Genomic DNA, 15,110 nt, shown 5'->3' on the forward strand with positions numbered 1-15,110 from the left:
AGGCGGGATGTTTTGCGGTTATCCGAAGACGGCGGCCCCGGTCTCTCCGGTGCGGATGCGGCGGGCGTCGGCGATGTCCAGGACGAAGATCATACCGTCGCCTTCCTTGCCCGTCTGGGCCCCGGCGCTGATGGCGTCCATGGTTTCGACGACCTTCTCGTCCTTGACCGCGACTTCCAGGCGCACCTTCTTGAGCAGGTTCACCTCGATCATGACCCCGCGATAGGTTTCGGTGTAGCCCTTCTGGCGTCCGGACCCGGCGATGTTGGTGGCGGACATGCTGTGGACACCTATGGCATAGAGGGCCTGCTTGACGGCGTTAAGCTGTTCAGGCCTGAAGTAGGCGATAATCAGTTTCATGGTAGCCCCCTTATTCGGTGATGAAGATCTGGAAGCCGCTGTAGGCTTCGCTGCCGTGCTCGGTCAGATCCAGACCCTTGAGCTCTTCCTCGGCCGTCACGCGGATGCCCACAGTGATTTTCAGCAGGCCGAAGAGAACCAGACCGCTGCCGAAGGCCCACACGAAGACCGCGCCCACACCGATGATCTGGGTGATGAGTTGGGTGATGCCGCCGCCGTAGAACAGCCCGGCCACGGTCCCGTAGTCCGGGCTGGCGAACAGGCCCACGCACAGGGTGCCGAACGCGCCGCACACGCCATGGACCGAGATGGCGCCCACGGGATCGTCGATTTTGAGCACCTTGTCGATGAATTCCACGGCCAGGACCACGAGGATGCCGGCCATGACGCCGATGATCATGGCGGCCATGGGGGAGACATTGGCGCACCCGGCGGTGATGGCCACAAGGCCGGCCAGGACGCCGTTTAGGCTCATGGACACGTCGGGCTTGCCGTAGCGCAGCCAGGCGGTGAACATGGCCGACAGACCGGCCATGCAGGCGGCCAGGTTGGTGGTCACGGCGATAAGGCCGATGGTGCCGTTGGCGGCGGTGGTGGAGCCGGGGTTGAATCCGAACCAGCCGAACCACAGGATGAACACGCCCAGGGCCACCAGGGGCAGGTTGTGGCCGGGGATGGCCCGGGCCACGCCGTCCTTGGTGTACTTTCCGATGCGCGGCCCAAGCAGCATGGCCCCGGCCAGGGAGATCCAGCCGCCCACGGAGTGGACCACGGTGGACCCGGCGAAGTCGATCATGGGCGCGTCAAGCTTGGACAGCCAGCCGCCGCCCCATATCCAGTGGCCGGAGACGGGATAGACCAGGGCGGTGACCAGGGCGCTTAAGATGAGATAGGCCACGAATTTGGTGCGTTCGGCGATGGCCCCGGACACGATGGTCACGGCCGTGGCCGCGAACACGCACTGGAAGAACCAGAAGGTGTACTTCCACAGCCCGTCGGCGTCGGCCGTGCTGGCCTCGGACAGGCCGAAGTTGGAGAAGCCGACGAAGCCGCCCACGTCGTCGCCGAACATCAGCGCGAAGCCGATCAGGAAAAAGGCCGGGCTGCCCGCCGCGAAGTCGAACATGTTTTTCATCAGGATGTTGCCGGCGTTTTTGGCCCGGGTGAGCCCGGTCTCGACCATGGCGAATCCGGCCTGCATGAACATGACCAGGATGCCGGCGATGAGCGTCCACATGACGTTGCCGTTTTGCTGGGACAAAAATTCAGGCGCCGAATCCTGGGCGAAACCAGCGCTGGGGAGAACCAGCGCGACCAGCGCCGCCAGACCCACGACCGTCAGCGCCTTTGTGGAGAGTGTCCATCTCCGTTTCATAAACCCTACCTCCTCGAAAAATTGTTTTCCCGCTCAACCGGGCCACCACACGCCGCTCCCCGAAGGGCGCGCGCCGCATACGCGCGGGCAATCGAACAGTCCATTAAAAGCAAGAATGAAGCCAATTCGTAACAATATAAAATAATGAGATAATTCTTTTACATGGTGGCGTTTCCTACAATAACGTAGCAAGCGTGGCCTTTCGTCCTACATTTTTGTCTGGAGGGGGGGTGTTTCCGGGCAACCGCGCCCTGCGCCAGGGGAAACGCCGCGCTTCCGAGGCTGGAAAGGTATCCACCTGATTCAGGACCGTTTTGCCGACGGAAACGCCACGCTCCCGAGGCTGGAAAGGGCATTCGCCGGGGGGGGGCGTTGCCGCCGGGCAAAGGAGGCGACACGGCCGCCGTTTTATCGGAATACGGCGTGTCCCCGCCACAGGTCCGCAGTGCGTGGTCGGCCGGGGCGAGAGCCGCGTTTTTGCCGCCATCGGGGGGCGGCGAAAAGAAAAAGGCCGTCCCCCGAAGGAGACGGCCTGGCAACGTCGGATCAGATCCTCGCGGACTACAAAATGGGCAGGTAGCGTTCGATTTCCCATTCGGTGATCTGCATGCGGTAGGCGTCCCACTCGGCCTTCTTGTTGTCGAGCAGGGCGTTGAACAGGTGGTCGCCCAGAACTTCGCGCATCAGGGCGCTCTTTTCCAGGTTGTCGATGGCTTCGCGCAGGCTGCCGGGCAGGGAGGAGATGCCCTTGGAGGCCATCTCGGCCTCGCTCATCTTGAAGATGTTCTCTTCGATGGGGGCGGCCAGTTCGTATCCGTCCGCAATACCCTTGAGGCCCGCGCCGAGCATGGCCGCAAAGCACAGGTACAGGTTGCAGGCGGGATCGGGGCTGCGCAGCTCGATGCGGGTGGCGGCTTCCTTGCCGGGCTTGTACATGGGCACCCGGATAAGCGCCGAACGGTTGCGGCGGGCCCAGGCGATGTACACCGGGGCTTCGTAGCCGGGCACCAGGCGCTTGTAGGAGTTGACCCACTGGTTGTTGATCAGGCCGAATTCAGGGGCGTGCTTGAGAAGTCCCGCGATGTAGCTCTTGGCTTCCTTGCTCAGGTGGTACTGGTCGGCGCCGTCGAAGAAGGCGTTTTTCGAGCCCTTGAACAGGGACTGGTGCACGTGCATGCCCGAGCCGTTCTCGCCAAAAAGGGGCTTGGGCATGAACGAGGCGTAGCAGCCGTGCTTGCGGGCGATCTCCTTGCACACCACGCGGTAGGTGATGGCCATGTCGGCCATGCTCACGGCCTCGTTGTAGCGCAGGTCGATCTCGTGCTGGCTGGGGGCCACTTCGTGGTGGCTGTATTCCACGGCGATGCCCATGCTCTCCAGGGCGAAAATGATGTCGCGGCGGACGTCATTGGCCATGTCGCGGGGCGGGGCGTCGAAGTAGCCGCCGAGGTCCAGGATTTTGGGCTCGTTGGCGTTGGCGAACAGGAAAAATTCCAGTTCCGGGCCGACGTAGTAGGTGTAGCCCAGGTCGGCGGCCTTTTTGGCCATCTTTTTCAGGATGTAGCGGGAATCGGCCACGAACGGGGTGCCGTCGGGAAGCTTGATGTCGCAGAACAGGCGGGCGACGGGACGGTCGGACGGCCGCCAGGCCACCAACTGGAAGGTGGTGGGGTCGGGGAAGGCGACCATGTCGCTTTCCTGAATCTTGGTGAACCCGGTGATGGACGAGCCGTCGAAGCCCATGCCTTCCTCGAAGGCGACTTCCAACTCGCGCGGGGTCACCTGGAAGCTTTTGAGCACGCCCAGGATGTCGATGAACCAGAACTGCACGAACGAAACATTGTAATCCTTGACCGCCTTGAGCACGTCATCAGCATTTTTGCAATTGAATACCGCCATATGTGTGTTCCTCCGTCGCTGTGTGTTTTGGTCCGGAATCTGAACCGGCCAATGTGCGCGAGGGCGTTATTAAAGGGATTTCCCGGACGAGGCAAGGGAATACAATGTCAATTTTTGACAAAAATGTCACAATTGAATCGCGGCATATTTGTAACAATTCGGATTTTCAGGGGTTTCACGCCGCGACATTTTTTCATGCGCGAGGATGAATTTGTTAGAGAGAACCTTCCCATCACGGGCCGTCGGAGGTGTCGGGGCCGGGCGAAAAACGTTTCGCCACGCGTCCCAACTCCCCCAAGCGGGTGACGGAAAAAAACGATGGCTCAATGCGCGCCTATTCCTTGTTGCGCAACACGTCGAGGATCTGCACGGACCCGGCCTGCCAGGCGGGGTAGGCCCCGGCGGCCAGGCCCAGGATGGCCGAACCGGCCAAGGCCTGGAGGATGAGCCAGGGATCGAAGACATACGGGAAGTCGCCGAAGCGGTAGACCGCCAGCAAAAGGGCCAGGGCGGCCAGGACGCCGCCCGCGCCGCCCACGCAGGACATGGCCCCGGATTCGATGAGGAACTGGCGCACGATGTCTGCGCGGCGCGCCCCAACGGCCCGGCGGATGCCGATTTCCATGCGCCGCGAGCGCACCAGAAGGACCATGATGGACAGGATGCCCAAGCCCCCCACGGCGAACGACAGGCTGGAGCTGATGATGCCCAGGGTCTGCACCAAGTCCAGGGCCTGCTGCTTGAGGCGCATGGTGTCCTTGGCCGTGAGCACGGAGAAGTCGTCGGGCTTGGGCGTGCCTGGTCCCACGCCGTGCTGCCGCCGCAGGATGGTTTCGGCGACGGCCTTGGCGTCCTCAAAATCCGCGCCGTCGGCAAGCTGGATGTAGACCCCGGAGATGTGCCACCGGTTGTCCAGGCGGCGCATGAGGGTGGACAGCGGCACGAACACCTGCTCGTCCTGATCCGATCCCGAAAGATCCGCCCCCTTTTCCTCCATGACCCCGATGACCGTCAGCCCCGCCCGGTAAAGAAACACCCGCTGGCCCATGGCCGCTTCCGGCTCGCCGAAAAGCCGCCTGGCGATGGTGCGCCCCAGCACGCAGACCATGGCCCGGGAATCCTCCTCCTCCTGGGTGAAAAAACGTCCGAATTCCGGCACGAAGGCCCGCACCTGGGGATAGTCGGGCCAGGTGGCCACCAGTTGGCAGGCCACGCGGGTGTTCCCGGCCCGGATATGTTCGGTCTTGGAGATGTAGGGCACGCCGCGCGCGGCTGCGGGCAGGCCGCGCATAATGGCCAGGGCGTCGGCCACCTTGAAGTTCTTATGCGAGGGCTGGGTGCGGGAGTCGCCCCGGGAAAAGCGCAGCTTGCCGGACATGGCCATGAGCAGGTTGGGGCCGAGCTTTTCCGTCTCGATCTCGGCCTTGCGCACCATGGCCTCGGAGACGTGGCGCACGCCGGTCAGGGCCAGGGCGCCCAAGAAGACCCCGAGCATGGCCAGCACCGTGCGCAGCTTGTGCGTGGAGAGCGAGGAGAGGGCGATGCGCAGGCTTAAGGGCATCAGGCGCGGCGGGGTTTTTCCGGATCGCCGGGGACATCCGCCGGACACGGTTCGTCAAAGGGTTCGATGGGCCAGGGAAAGGTCTGCCGGGCGCGCGTCAGGGCATATGCCTCCACCTCGGCGTGCCAGTCCCGGAACCGCTGCACAAGGTCGCGCCCCAGCTCCGTCAGGCGAAAGCCCTGCTTGGGGCCGGTTTTTTCCACCAGGGCCGCGCCAAGCACGGATTCCGAACGTTTCAGCCTGCCCCAGGCCGCCCGGTAGGACATGCCCATGGCCTGGGCGGCCTTGTTCAAGGAACCGAATTCCTCCACGCGCTCCAAAAGCTGGACCCGGCCAAGACCCAAAAACATGTCTCTGCCGGATTCAAGCCATAGGTGCAGGCGCTGGGTGGGGACTATGTCGTGCATGCCGGTCTCCGCGATAAAGGTGCGATGGTTGTGCGCCGGAGCGGGAACCAGCGGCGCATTGCTCTTCATCTTCCTGCATACCCCGGGAAGCCCCGGGACGCAAACATCCAGACGCCGGCCTCACGGAAAACGGCAGACACCTGCCTTTTGACCCCGGCCGTCCGGGCATGTACACCAGCGCCATGGGCAACACGACACATCCCCTGCTCGTTGTCGGCGTGGGCATCGGCGCGCCGGACATCCCCTCCCAGGCGGCGGACGGCGTGAAAAACGCCACGGTGCTGGCCGCAGGGAAGCGCATCCTGGCCGCCTTTGCCGGGCATCCGGCCGAAAAAATTCCGCTGCGCGCCCCCCTGGCCCCCATTCTGGGCACCCTGGCCGAACGCCGGGCCGCAGGCGGCCGGGTGGTGGTCCTGGCCGACGGCGACCCGCTTTTTTTCGGCATCGGCCGCACGCTGCTTTCCCGCTTCGCCCCGGGAACCCTGCGTTTCGTTCCCAACGTGACCGCTGTCGCCGCCATGGCCGCGCGGCTGGGCAGACCCTGGCAGGACATCCCCGTCGTCAGCCTGCACGGCCGCAGCGACCACACGGCCCTGTATCAGGCCCTCATGCGGGCCGGACAGGCCGCCGTCTATACCGACGCCGTCAACACCCCAAGCGCCCTGGCTCGGGCCGTGCTGCACCGGGCCGGGGACGCCTTTGCCCTGCACGTCTTTGAAAACCTGGGACTTGCGGATGAAAACCACACCTCCCTGACGCTGCCCGTGGCCGCCAATCTCCCGGACGACGCCTTCTCGCCCCTGAATCTGGTCTTTCTCGAACGCCTGGGGCCCCCGGAAATCCCCCTGACCCTGGGGCTCTCCGATGCGGCCCTGTCCCGCGATGACACCGTGTTCACCAAGCTTCCGTCCCGGGCCGTGGCCCTGGCCCTGCTCGGCGTCCGCGTTGGCGACGTGGTCTGGGATCTCGGCGCGGGAACCGGCTCCGTGGCCCTCGAAGCCTCCAGGCTGTGCCCGGCAGGACGCGTCTTCGCCGTGGAAAAACACCCCGGACGGTTCGAACACCTGCGCCGCAACATCCAGAAAACAGGGGCCCTCACCGTCACCCCCATCCTGGCCGCCCTGCCCGACGCCCTCGAAAGCCTGCCCGATCCGGATCGCATCTTCATCGGCGGCGGACTTTCCCAAAACCCGGATATCCTGAACGCCGCCGCCAAACGCCTCGCGCCGAACGGCCGCATCGTCGTGGCCGCCACGCTCCTGGCCACCCTGGAACACGCCCGGACCTTCTTCGCCCAGCACGCCTGGACCTGCCGGACCACCCACATCCAGACGTCCACCGAAACCCCCCTGGGCCGCCACCACCGCCTCACCCCCGACAACCCCGTGTTCCTCGTGGCCGGGGAACGGGAATGTGGGGAGAGGGCTTCGCCCCCTCCCCACACCCCTCCCCCACCAGGGGGACACTGTCCCCCTGGACCCCCGAACGGCATCGCCTGCGGCAAAGCCGCAGGCGATGCGGATGATGGGAGGGAGTAAAGGTATGGCCGAAGAAACCCGCCAAAAGTTTTCGGGGAGGGAGGGTTCGGGAGGGAACCCCCTTTTTCAAAATGGGGTTCCCTCCCGATTTCCCTCTTCCCCCAAGGTCTTCTTCATCGGCGCGGGGCCGGGCGATCCGGGTCTATTGACGGTCAAGGCGGCGCAGGTGATCGCCGGGGCCGGGCTGGTGCTTTTTGCCGGGTCGCTGGTGCCGCCGGAGGTGGTGGCCGGGGCCGGTGAGACGGCGCGGGTGCTCGATTCCTCGGGCATGACCCTGGAGGAGACGCACGCGCTTTTGGTTGCCGCGGTGCGGGGGGGGCAGGTCGCCGTCCGGGTGCATACCGGCGATCCCGCCCTGTACGGGGCCGTGGCCGAGCAGGCGCGGCTTCTCACGCGCGACGGCGTGCCCTGGGAGATCATCCCGGGCGTGACCTCGGCCTCGGCGGCGGCGGCGGCGCTTGGGGTGTCGTTCACCATGCCCGAGGCCACCCAGACGCTCATCCTGACCCGGCTGGCCGGGCGCACGCCGGTGCCGGAGGCCGAGAGCCTGCGCGCCCTGGCGGCGCATCAAAGCTCCATGGCCATCTACCTTTCAGCGGGCGATCCCGAGGGACTTGCCCGCGAACTGCTTGCCGCCGGTCTTTGCCCGGATACGCCCGTCGGCGTGGCCTGCCGCGTGGGCTGGCCGGACGAGCAGACCTTTTTCACCACCATCGCCTCGCTTCCCGCCGACGTCCATGCCCACGACATCACCCGGCAGACTCTCTTCCTGGTGCTGCCGCACCACGACGCCGAGGCCCGCTCCAAGCTCTACGATCCCGATTTCACGCATGGCTTTCGCCCCTGACGGAAGGGGGGGAAACCCCATACGCTCTTAGTGAGCGCGTATGCCCCGGCCCCCCCCGACTCGGGCCAAGACACCTGGAAAAGCGGGGGATGACGGCCGGAAAGGCAGGGCGGCGCGATCTTTGGAGCGGGAGAAGGGCAGGCGCAGACATGAGGACATGACGTGGCGCAAAAAACGCCGCCCCCCCGAAGGAGGGCGGCGCGGCGTCTGCGGGGAGACGACGGAAGAACTATTGGCCAAGCAGAAGCAGGCCCGTCGCAGGCGTGTCACCGGCATTGAGCTTTCCCGTCTGCTGGCACTGGGAGCTCTGGCACGCCGCCAGACTCACTCCGGCGGCAAGCTGGCTCGGCGTCACCGAAGCCGGATCGAGCGGTTTGCAGTAGTTGAGATAGGCCAATGCGATATAGCCAGGATTGTCTGCGTCAAGCTTCGAAACGGACTCCGTGCCGCAGCCGTACTTGCCGTTGGCCGCCATGCAGGAAATCTGCGTCGCATACGAACCGCCCGAGTCCACCACGCATCTGTTGCTCGTGGAATTGTAGGACCACTTCTGATTGGCTGTGTCATACGGCTTCTGTCCGGCCTGCCCCGGGCACAGCGTCACCGTGACCGTGGAGCCCCATGTGTCGCACTGCAATGTCCCCACCCCGTCGTCGAACATCCAGGTATACACCTCGTTTCCCGTGGCCTTGAGCATCTTGACGTAGTTCATGTACGGCACGCCCTTCCCCTGGGCCACCTTTGACGTGGCGTACACGCCTTCCGTGCCGTCCGGTCCCACGGCGCACTGCGGCCCGCCGCACCCGGGCGTCAGGCACTTTTGGGCGTAGGCATCCCAGCCTGCAAACGGGAGAAGCGAGCAGGCGTAATAGTCCGCGACATTGGGAGTGGGGCTGGCCGTGCCTGCCGGGGTGGTGGACAAGGCCACGTTGCAGCCTCCGCCGATTTGCCATCCGAAAAGCGCCATCCATTTGTCGAAGGCGATGCAGGCCGTGGAGTAGCTTCCCCATCCCGAGTTCTGGTTGGCGAGCCGCAGGTTGAAGGCGTTGGAGCTCGGCGGGGTGCAGACGCTTGTGTATTCGGTGGAGATGGTGGTCGTGTCCTCCGAGGGGCAACTGGCCAGGTCCGCAATCAGGGTCCGTCCGGAATACGAGCAGTTGAAGGACTGCCAGTTGGCGATGGTGACGCCCATGGGGATGCTGTAGGCCGTGACCGCGCTGGTGTCGAAATAGTCCACTCCCTCGAGCCGTTGCGTTGGCGCGGAGGGGTTGTAGGTGCATTCGCTCTGGCGCGCGCCGCCCCAGTATTCGCAACCCGGGCTGTATTCGAAAAGGGTGTCCATGCCGTTGTTGTTCGTGCCAGGGTCGGAGCCGATCAGGCAGTTGTTGGGCAGGCCGGTGTTGCCGGTGTCGAAACCGGTGCAGCCGAAGACGAACTTCAGACTGCCGCTGCCCGCGCCGGCGTCCGGCAGGCAGAACTGCTCCGTGGCCCCGGAGGCCACGGTGTAGGCCGTGGGCACGCCGCTGACGACGTTGGCCACCAGGACGAAGGTGTTGGCGTCGGTATTCGACGCCAGGAATGTCTTGTTCGGGAAACCGGCCGATGTGGTGTAGGATTTGGCTAAAAGCGCCCGGGACAGGGGGTCGTCGGAGGTGGTCAGGAGCACCTGGGCCGAGTCGGCGCAGTTGTTGATGACGTTGACGCGCTGGGTGTAGCTGAAGGTCTGGCCGGGGTTGATGCCCCATTGGGGATCATTGTTCGTGGTGAAGGACTGGCATTGTTGCGCCTGCACCAGTGCGGGCATCACGGCGACAGCAATGAAGGCCATGAGCAGCTTGAGAAGAGACGTTCTTGCTGGGCGCATGTTCCCTCCGGTGGGGTAGTGGTTTCTCCAGGAGACGATATTGAAAATGCCGGTGATGAGGCATTGCTGAAAAGAATAGTGATTCCGAGCTGTTGCCCCAATATCCCTGCAGCTGCATAGAGATTTGGCAAGCGCGAGCATTGGAATACGCTTTCCCTGATTGTTGATCTGCCTCTGTGGCGGATTCCGGTGGCTACCTATGGCTTGTGCTTACCCCATCCGTATTCTGTGTCAAGGCGGTGTGGCGTAGCGCGCTGGGCGCAAACCCGCATTGCAAATATGAATATCAGGGAATCTCAATGGTTAAGTGGTATTCCCCAGGAAGGAAGGCGAGGAGGTCCAGGGCGAAAATCCTGTTGGGCCGGTGTGGGTTATGGCCTGTCGCGAAGCCGGTCTGGTCCAAGCGCAGATGTAGCTACCGCGAAAGGCATGGCGATGATGTTTGGAACCGGACATGCGCCCCGAAAGTTGCATACTCGAGGCTGCCCTGTTGCGGGAGTCCTCAGGCAAGGGGCTGCGCCGTTGCGGCGGCCTGGGCCGAGGCGAAGGCCCAGTGGAGATTCAGGCCGCCCAGGCGGCCGGTGACGTCCAGGGCCTCGCCGATGAAAAAAAGCCCGGGCACGGCCAGGGCCTGCATGGTTTTGGAGGAGATGCGGGATGTATCCACGCCGCCGAGGGTGACCTCGGCCTTGGCGTAGCCCTCGGTCCCGGCAGGGGTGAAGGGGAAGGCGTGCAGGGCGTCGAGGAAGGCCAGAAGCCGTTTGCGGGGGATGGCGGCCACGGTTCCGGACAGGCCCCCGCGTTGGCACAGGGCCGTCGCCAGCCGGGAAGGCAGGACACGGGCCAGGGCGTTTTTGATGTCCTGGCGGGGCGAGTCGTCCGGCAGCGTGGCCAGGTCGCGCCCCGGGGCGAGGTCGATGGACAGGGCGTCTCCCGGCCGCCAGTACAGGGAGGCGTCGAGCACGGCCGGGCCGGAGAGGCCCTTATGGGTGAAGAGCATGTCGCCGTGGACCTCGCGTGGGGCGGACGAAACGGAGATGCCCACGGGCAGGGCGGTTCCGGACAGGCCATGGCAGAAGGGGGTGAGCTCGGGCGGGGCCAGCAGCGGCGCCAGCCCCGGCCGGGTCGCAACCACGGGGAGTCCGAAGCGCCGGGCGATGCGGTATCCCAGATCCGATGCGCCCAGGCGCGGCCAGGACAGCCCGCCCGTAGCCACCACCAGGCAGTTTGCGGTGTGCGGGTCGGTCGGCGTGGTCACGGCGAACCGTTCGGACGGTGCGCCGTCGTCCTGGCGGACGTCGAGGATCGGAGTCTGGGCCAGGATTTCGGCCCCGCTGGTCCTGGCCTTGTCCACCAGAAATTCCGCCATGGCCTGGGCCCCCTGGCGGCAGAAGATCTTGCCGTGGTCTTCCTCGGCGGTGTCCAGGCCTGCGGCGTGGACGGCGTCCAGGAGATCGGCCGGGGTGAAGCGGGCCAGGGCGGATTTGACGAAATGGGGGTTTTGTCCCAGGTAGTCGGAAGGCGCGACGTGGGCGTTGGTCAGGTTGCAACGGCCGCCGCCGCTGATGCGGACCTTCTGGGCCGGTTTTTTGGCATGGTCCAGGACCAGGGCGGACAGCCCCCGGGCGGCGCACCGGGCGGCGCACCACAGGCCCGAGGCCCCGGCCCCGAGGATGATCACGTCATGGCGGCTCATGGCCGGTGTTGTGCCGCTTTCGGGGGCGGGACGCAACTGTCTGGACAAAGGAGCGGATATGCGGTTCACGTTTGCGGGACCGGGTCGCATTGTGTTCGGCCCAGGCGTCGTTTCGGAGTTGCCGGGGATTGTGGCCGGATTCGGGGAGCGGGTCTTGCTGGTGACCGGCGGGCATCCCGGGCGGGTGCAGGCTGTCGTGGACGGCCTTGGCGCGGCGGGGCTTTGCGTGACGGCCTACGCCGTGACCGGCGAGCCCACGGTGGCCATGGCCGAGGCCGGAGCCCGACTGGCCCGGGCCGAAGGATGCCAGGTGGTGGTGTCGGTGGGCGGGGGCAGCGTCATGGATGCGGGCAAAGCCGTGGCGGCGCTGACGACCAATCCGGGCGATCCTTATGATTATTTGGAGGTGGTGGGTCGGGGGCTGCCCCTGAAGCATGCGCCCCTGCCGCATGTGGCCGCGCCCACCACGGCCGGGACCGGGGCCGAGGCCACAGCCAACGCCGTGCTGCTGTCGCCGGAGCACCAGGTGAAGGTGAGCCTGCGCTCGCCGGGGATGTTGCCCGACGTGGCCCTGGCGGACCCGGAACTGACCTACGGGTTGCCTCCGGAGATCACGGCGGCCACGGGGCTTGACGCCCTGACCCAGCTTTTGGAGGCCTTCGTCTCGGGATACAAAAATCCCATGACCGACGCCCTGTGCCGCCAGGGGCTTCACTGCGCCGCGCGGTCCCTGGAACGGGCCTTTCAAAACGGCTCGGACGCGGCGGCCCGGGAGGACATGTCCCTGGCGGCGCTTCTCAGCGGCCTGGCCCTGGCCAACGCCAAGCTCGGGGCGGTGCACGGCCTGGCCGCACCCCTTGGCGGGGAATTCCCCGCGCCGCACGGCTTTGTGTGCGCCCGGCTTTTGCCCCTGGTCATGGCGGCCAACGTGCGGGCGCTTGGCGCGCGCGATCCGGATTCGGCGGCCCTGGCGGCCTTTGCCGAGGCCGGTCGCATCCTGACTGGGGAGTCCGCCGGGACGGACGCGCCAGACGCGCCAGACGCGCCAGACGTGACAGACGCGGCCGCCGGGGTGCGCTGGGTGAAGGGGCTGTGCGACAGGCTGGGCACGCCGCCCCTGTCGGAGTTCGGCATGACGGCTGCCGCCGTGCCGGGCATTGCGGCCAAGGGGCTTGCGGCCAGCAGCATGCGGGGCAATCCCGTGCAGCTTTCGCAGGGGGAACTTGAGGCGATTTTGCGGGCGGCGTTGTAGGGGCCACCGGTGAAACGACGCGACCCATCCCGGGCTTCTGGCCGCAGTGACATGGCCCTGACAGGGCAGATGGGCAGCGGCATCGAAAAAATACGCAATGCGGGATCATGGCGTCCGAATAACAGGCAAACCGCATTGGTTTGTCGGGTTTTACTCGCCAGAGGTGTTGTGTCGTTTTAATATATCTATTATCTATTTCGAAATCCCGTGGGTATGCGATCCAGGGATCAGCGGATCACATATTCCTGTCGCATGGCATTGAGGGAAGGGGAGCCACGGTTTCTTCGGTCTCTGCGGGAGACTGGTCGCCGGTCTGCATCTTTTTCCCTTCTCCCTGGATGCCTGGGGGACATGCCGCCAGCGGGCGCGGGGATTGCTTCCGCCGCGTCCCCGGCGGTGGCGTGATGGATGGTGTGGGGTGGAAATCGTCCTGTACTGTTTACAGCGGAGGTCCATTCGCATGGTGACGTTCTGGTTTGATGTCATTCGACGGTCGTTTGTGACGGCGGTATGGGCTTCTCTGGCGGGTGTTTTTCTTGTGGCTCACGATGCGTCAGCCATGAAAGTTGACGAATATATTGCCGCGCATGGCAACAAGAACATCAAGGTTACCGATAAGTCTTTTGTTTTTGGTGACTTGTCTGTGGAAAACTACGATATTCCTGATAGTCCCATGGAAAGCAGCTCAAAATATTTTTACAAGGGAAAGTTGATTCTAACCGATGAATTTGGGGCTCCAGTATACGACTTGATTGAGATTGCCGATGATTATCCAATGCCAGGAATGAAGACGATAGTCATTGCGGCGCATAGTGGATTTACAGCTCACGGGTGGTCATATCATATTTTTGTAATGTCTAGTAATGCTTTGTACTATACAGGTATTGAAACAGATCTTAGTGGACCGGATACGACAATCGTTGGAAATGGCTTGTTGGATATAACGCATCATTCCGGTAACAGTCCTTCAGCACAAAACGGTGATATGATTGTTTCATTTTATACGGCGACGCATCCCAGATATACGAGGTATGTCCTCTTTGAAAACGGCAAATGGAGGACGGGAAGGTATGGAGAGCTAAAAGAAAGCTATGATTCCCGCTTCAGGGAGGCGTCGGCACGTAATATCGATATAAATATGGCCGAAGATGGTGCGCAGGATCAAATAGCTTCTAATGTTGCTGAAGAAACATACTATTGTATCATGAGTGGTAGGGGAGATGGAGAATGCAAAAAATATATGAACAACAGATTGCCAAAGAAATTAAGATGGGTGACGAATTCTCTGTATGTCATGGTGAAAGAGGATGTCGACACCTTCAACGGAGACTTGGAGACAAAAATCTATAAATAATAGATGAATTGTCGACTTGTGTGTTCGATTGCGATTTGCCGCTACAAGGGGCCATCGCACGCCATAGCGATTCACAGAACTTGGCGCATTGGTTCAACGCACGACAAAACTTCGGAGCGCGTCGCGAGAGTTCAGCTGTCCCGCCATGCGTAAAATCGCTGCGTCAACGCGTTGGAAAGAATACGACGTTTGATTCTAAGCAACAGCGAGATCGGCGGGAGCCCCGCCTGTGGCCGGGCTATCTCGCCAGCTTGAGCACCCGCTCAGCCATCACGTTGAAAAAATACGAAGTATTTTTTCATAAATAACAGTTTGATCGTGGGATGACCCGCAGGAATCCGGTCATCCCGCCATGCGCAAAAGCCTGTCAGCCACCACGGCCGGGGCGATGGCCTCGCGCAGCGCCGGGCGCAGTTCCAGTTCGCCGCGAAGGTGCATGGGCGCGCTGTCGTGGGCGCTGGCCAGTTCGGCCTCGAAGGCGGCCCGAAGCGCCGCAAACGACGCCTCCACCTCGGGGTAGCGGTTGTCCGGCCGCCAGGGCAGGCGCAGTTCGGCCCCGCCGGATTTGCGTTTGTGATTGGGCGTCTCCAGGTCGTAGCAGCCCGTCGAGGGCAGTCCGGCCCGCTCGAACTGGCCCGGATAGCAGAAGGCCTGCCAGGACGAGGGCGGCTCGGGAATGGTGGAGGCGATGCGCACCATGGGCAGGGCCAGGTGTTCCTCGTGGCGTTCCAGGATGACGCGATAGCGCAGCACGGGCCGCAGGTTGCCGCGTTTTTTCTCGATGCTCCATTCCATGCGCATGGCGAACTCCGCGTGTCGGGTTTGATGTTGGGACGCGGCCAGCGTTGGCGACCGTTGCCGTTGATTGGCCGGGCTCGGGGTCGACGGCAAACGTCCGGCTGCGACGAATTGCGCTACGCTCCACGTCGCCGCCGTCCGTTTCCGGCGACCCGTCGC

12 protein-coding genes are annotated in these 15,110 nt (G+C 63.8%); 4 read left to right on the top strand and 8 right to left on the bottom strand.

Annotated elements, in window-relative coordinates:
- Positions 1-18: 18 nt before the first annotated feature.
- From GD606_RS17670 to GD606_RS17690, 5 genes are all read right to left on the bottom strand, one after another.
- Positions 19-360: a P-II family nitrogen regulator gene (locus GD606_RS17670; protein ID WP_163303645.1), complete on the bottom strand. Its 342-nt coding sequence runs from the start codon at positions 358-360 to the stop codon at positions 19-21.
- 10 nt (positions 361-370) lie between these two features.
- Positions 371-1,735: an ammonium transporter gene (locus tag GD606_RS17675; protein ID WP_163303644.1), complete on the bottom strand. Its 1,365-nt coding sequence runs from the start codon at positions 1,733-1,735 to the stop codon at positions 371-373.
- A 561-nt stretch (positions 1,736-2,296) separates the two neighbouring features.
- Positions 2,297-3,634, bottom strand: coding sequence for a glutamine synthetase family protein (locus GD606_RS17680; protein WP_163303643.1), 1,338 nt, complete (start codon positions 3,632-3,634; stop codon positions 2,297-2,299).
- Positions 3,635-3,968: 334 nt separating this feature from the next.
- On the bottom strand, positions 3,969-5,195 hold the full coding sequence (locus GD606_RS17685; RefSeq protein WP_163303642.1) for an ABC transporter permease: 1,227 nt from the start codon (positions 5,193-5,195) through the stop codon (positions 3,969-3,971).
- The gene (locus GD606_RS17690; protein ID WP_163303641.1) at positions 5,195-5,602 is read right to left on the bottom strand and encodes a winged helix-turn-helix domain-containing protein; all 408 of its coding nucleotides are present in this window, start codon (positions 5,600-5,602) and stop codon (positions 5,195-5,197) included. The genes GD606_RS17685 and GD606_RS17690 overlap by 1 nt, the downstream gene beginning before the upstream one ends.
- 167 nt (positions 5,603-5,769) lie before the next feature.
- On the opposite strand from GD606_RS17690, the gene cbiE reads away from it, so the two are divergent.
- Both cbiE and cobM read left to right on the top strand, forming a co-directional pair.
- On the top strand, positions 5,770-7,140 hold the full coding sequence (gene cbiE / locus GD606_RS17695; RefSeq protein WP_246298867.1) for a precorrin-6y C5,15-methyltransferase (decarboxylating) subunit CbiE: 1,371 nt from the start codon (positions 5,770-5,772) through the stop codon (positions 7,138-7,140).
- Between the two features lie 4 nt (positions 7,141-7,144).
- Positions 7,145-7,987, top strand: coding sequence for a precorrin-4 C(11)-methyltransferase (gene cobM, locus GD606_RS17700; protein ID WP_176629340.1), 843 nt, complete (start codon positions 7,145-7,147; stop codon positions 7,985-7,987).
- A 229-nt stretch (positions 7,988-8,216) separates the two neighbouring features.
- Here cobM and GD606_RS17705 read toward each other — a convergent pair whose 3' ends face one another.
- Together GD606_RS17705 and GD606_RS17710 are read right to left on the bottom strand one after the other, a co-directional pair.
- Positions 8,217-9,851, bottom strand: a complete 1,635-nt coding sequence (locus GD606_RS17705; RefSeq protein WP_163303632.1) for a hypothetical protein — start codon at positions 9,849-9,851, stop codon at positions 8,217-8,219.
- Positions 9,852-10,353: 502 nt separating this feature from the next.
- Positions 10,354-11,547: a BaiN/RdsA family NAD(P)/FAD-dependent oxidoreductase gene (locus GD606_RS17710; protein WP_163303633.1), complete on the bottom strand. Its 1,194-nt coding sequence runs from the start codon at positions 11,545-11,547 to the stop codon at positions 10,354-10,356.
- Positions 11,548-11,605: 58 nt separating this feature from the next.
- On the opposite strand from GD606_RS17710, the gene GD606_RS17715 reads away from it, so the two are divergent.
- Positions 11,606-12,799: an iron-containing alcohol dehydrogenase gene (locus GD606_RS17715; protein ID WP_163303634.1), complete on the top strand. Its 1,194-nt coding sequence runs from the start codon at positions 11,606-11,608 to the stop codon at positions 12,797-12,799.
- Positions 12,800-13,259: 460 nt separating this feature from the next.
- Positions 13,260-14,153, top strand: coding sequence for a hypothetical protein (locus tag GD606_RS17720; RefSeq protein WP_163303635.1), 894 nt, complete (start codon positions 13,260-13,262; stop codon positions 14,151-14,153).
- Positions 14,154-14,495: 342 nt separating this feature from the next.
- Here the strand turns inward: GD606_RS17720 and GD606_RS17725 are convergent, their stop codons facing one another.
- Complete coding sequence (locus GD606_RS17725; protein WP_163303636.1) at positions 14,496-14,954, bottom strand: hypothetical protein; 459 nt, start codon at positions 14,952-14,954, stop codon at positions 14,496-14,498.
- Positions 14,955-15,110 lie beyond the last annotated feature (156 nt).

This window comes from Desulfolutivibrio sulfodismutans DSM 3696, from assembly GCF_013376455.1.
In the GTDB taxonomy this organism is placed as follows: Bacteria; Desulfobacterota; Desulfovibrionia; order Desulfovibrionales; family Desulfovibrionaceae; genus Desulfolutivibrio; species Desulfolutivibrio sulfodismutans.